The organism is Sporichthya sp., assembly GCF_013815995.1.
Taxonomy (GTDB): domain Bacteria; phylum Actinomycetota; class Actinomycetes; order Sporichthyales; family Sporichthyaceae; genus Sporichthya.
The window spans coordinates 1-2930 of sequence record NZ_JACDFE010000230.1; the positions used below are offsets into that span (position 1 = coordinate 1).

General features: G+C 75.0%; 3 protein-coding genes. 2 read left to right on the forward strand and 1 reads right to left on the reverse strand.

Going from position 1 to position 2930, the window contains the following annotated elements:
• Nucleotides 1-273: 273 nt before the first annotated feature.
• Together H0X00_RS19870 and H0X00_RS19875 are read left to right on the forward strand one after the other, a co-directional pair.
• Nucleotides 274-579 (forward strand): hypothetical protein, encoded by a 306-nt coding sequence (locus H0X00_RS19870; protein WP_293774198.1) that lies wholly within the window; start codon nucleotides 274-276, stop codon nucleotides 577-579.
• Between the two features lie 194 nt (nucleotides 580-773).
• Nucleotides 774-2213 carry a CpsD/CapB family tyrosine-protein kinase gene (locus H0X00_RS19875; protein ID WP_293774199.1) on the forward strand — a complete coding sequence of 480 codons (1440 nt, stop codon included), beginning with the start codon at nucleotides 774-776 and terminating at the stop codon, nucleotides 2211-2213.
• 27 nt (nucleotides 2214-2240) lie between these two features.
• Here the strand turns inward: H0X00_RS19875 and coaE are convergent, their stop codons facing one another.
• Nucleotides 2241-2840, reverse strand: a complete 600-nt coding sequence (gene coaE, locus H0X00_RS19880) for a dephospho-CoA kinase (protein ID WP_293774201.1) — start codon at nucleotides 2838-2840, stop codon at nucleotides 2241-2243.
• Between the last annotated feature and the right edge of the window lie 90 nt (nucleotides 2841-2930).

Genomic DNA, 2930 nt, shown 5'->3' on the forward strand with positions numbered 1-2930 from the left:
GTCCAATCCGTGCGCAGCTGCGCGAGCCGCTCCCCGGCGGCCGCGGCCAGCTCGCGCGCCAGCTCGAGATCGTCGACCGTGTGCCTGCCCTGCGCCACCCGCTGTCCTCCCGCGTCGGTTCGGCGGGCACCCGCCCGCCCGTCCGGCGTCAGCGTACGGGGCGGGCCGGGGCCGACGGAGTGAAGGTGGGGCCCGATGGCGAGATTGAGAATCAGGTGAGATCGCGGGGTCACCGATTGACATCGGGCCGTCGTGGGACGCAAGGTCCGAGGCATGGCCGACGTCGTGCCGCTGCGTCGCCGCGGCGCTCCGGAGTTCCCCGAGCCCGCGGAGGTCTTCGTCGACGCTGCTGACTCCGGGCGCGCGCTGAGCGTGACGTGGTCACCGGACCAGCAGGTGGTGCAGTTCAGCATCGAGACGCCGGGCGGCGACTCCAGCGCGCTGGTCCTGGACGCCGATGACGTGCTCGACCTGGTGCGCGCCCTGGTCGAGGGCCTGCCCGAGCCCGCCGCGGCGTGTCCACGGCCGCCGGCGACCGTGCTTCCGCTCGTTCGGAGCACGCCCCGCGCGACGGACTGAGCCTCTCCCGTCACACCGGAACCATGAGTTTACTTCCGGTCATATTTGTCCCTCAGGCATTGCGGGACAAAACGGACATCAGGAACGATCACTGTGCTCAGGAGAAGTCCTGAGGGACAGGCGTTCCGGGAGGGGACCTGGGGCGCCGGGGCAATCGAGTTCGGGGTGGTTCGGCAATGACGAGGCTCGGGTTGATGCGGGGACTCCGCTCGGTGGTCCGCCGCTGGTGGGTGGTCGTGGTGCTGGCCGCGCTGGGGGCGGCGCTGGCCGCGAGTTCGGCTCCGAACGCGGCCGAACGACTGCGCCACCAGGCCGGCAGCGCGACCACGGAACTGGTGCTGAGCCCGGCCGGCGGAAACGCCCGGACGGCCCAGCCGGCGGCGCCCGTGCAGTCGATGCAACAGCTGGAGTTGGCCTCCCGGATCGCGCAGCAGCCCGAGGTCGCCGACGTCGCGGCCGAGCAGAACCTGCTCACCGACGCCGACCTGTTCGCCGATGCCGTGACGGTCGGGCTGGACCGCGCGGCCGGTTCGGTGCTGATCACCGCGCACACCACCAGCCCGGACGCCGCGGTCGAGGTCGCCGGCGCGTACGCCACCGCGGCGGCGACCTACATCGCCCAGACCACCGGCATCCAGCTCCGCTCGATCGGCGTCCCGGTGGCGGCGACCGGCGCCGAGGGCATGATCCCGGACGACCCGGCCGAGCGCCGAGCGCTGGGCGCCCTGGCCGGGCTTGGCCTGGGCATCCTGCTGGCCGGAGCTGTCCCGCCCGGCCGGGACGGCCGCCTGCACGACCGCCGGACCCTGGAACGCGCCTACGCCAGCCCGGTACTGAGCGAGATTCCCCGCACCAACGGCCGGGCCCGCTACGCCGGGCACGTGGCCTTCCTGACCCGGCCCACCGGCACCGTGGCGGAGGCCTACCGGATCCTGCGCTGCGCCGTGCTCAACCGCGGCCGGCAGGACGAGGGCGTGCCGCGGATCATCGCCGTCACCTCCCCCGGCCGCCGCGACGGCCGCTCCAGCGTGGCCCGGAACCTGGCTGCCGCGCTGGCCGAGTCCGGGCGCCGCGTCCTGCTCGTCGACTGCGACTTCGGCCACCCCACCGCGCACTACGGCGTGGGCATCCAGCCCGGCACCGGACTGTCCGACCTGCTCGCCGGCGCCGACCCCGGCGCCCGGCTGGCCGAGGTCGTCCAGCCGGCCGAGACCCCGGGCGTCCAGGTCCTGTCCATCGGTACCCGGGGCGGCCGTGAACCCGGCCAACTGGCCACCGGCCTGCCGCACGTGCTCGCGGTGGCCCGCCGGATGGTCGACGTCGTGGTCATCGACTCCGAGCCGCTGGAGTGCGCCGGCGACGCGCTGGACGCCCTGGAGATGGCCGACGCCGTCCTGATCGTCGCCCGGTCGGGGCGGACCAGTCGGGCCAGTGCCAAGCGCACCGCGGACCTGCTGGACCGGTGCGGCACCAAGGTCGCCGGCGTCGTGCTGATCGGTCACACCCGCGAAGGTGAGGCCCGCACGCCGTACCTGGTCAGCCGCACCGAGCCCGGCTACGACGAGCCCGGCCGGGACGCCGTCCTGCTGCCGCCGTGGCCGCAGGCCGCGCAGAACCAGCCGGTCCTGGCCTGAGACCCGGGCCTGCCCGGCAGGACCCGGTCAGGCCCGCTCCTGCACCTCGCGCCACAACTCGGCGACCTGCTCCTCCAACTGGGGCAGGTCGCCGGAGTTGTCCAGCACCACGTCCGCGACCGCCAACCGCTGCTCGCGGGAGGCCTGCGCAGCCATCCGCGCCGCGGCGTCCTCCGGGGTCATCCCGCGCATCCTGACCAGCCGGTCCAGGGCCACGTCCGCATCGACGTCGACGACCACGACGAGGTCGAAGGCCCCCTTCTGGCCGGCTTGCGCGGTCTCCGCCAGCAGCGGGACAGCCTGCACCACCACCGAGCCGGGCGGCGCGGCCGCGGTCTGCGCGGCGGCCCGTTCCCGGACCAGCGGGTGCACGATGCCGTTCAGCCGGGCCCGGGCCTGCGGGTCGGCGAAGGCGATCGCGGCCATCCGCTCCCGGTCCAGTCCCCCGTCGGCGCCGAGTACCTCCGGCCCGAAGGCCTCAGCCAGCGCGGCCAGCCCCGGGCTGCCCGGCGCCACCACTTCGCGGGCGATCACGTCGGCATCGACGATCACCGCGCCCCACTCGCCGAGCAGGTCCGACACGGTTGTCTTGCCGGAGCCGATACCCCCGGTGAGTCCGATCAGCACGGGGAGATCCTGGCAGTGGGGGGGGGGGGGGGGGGGGGGGGGGGGGGGGGGGGGGGGGGGGGGGGGGGGGGGGGGGGGGGGGGGGGGGGG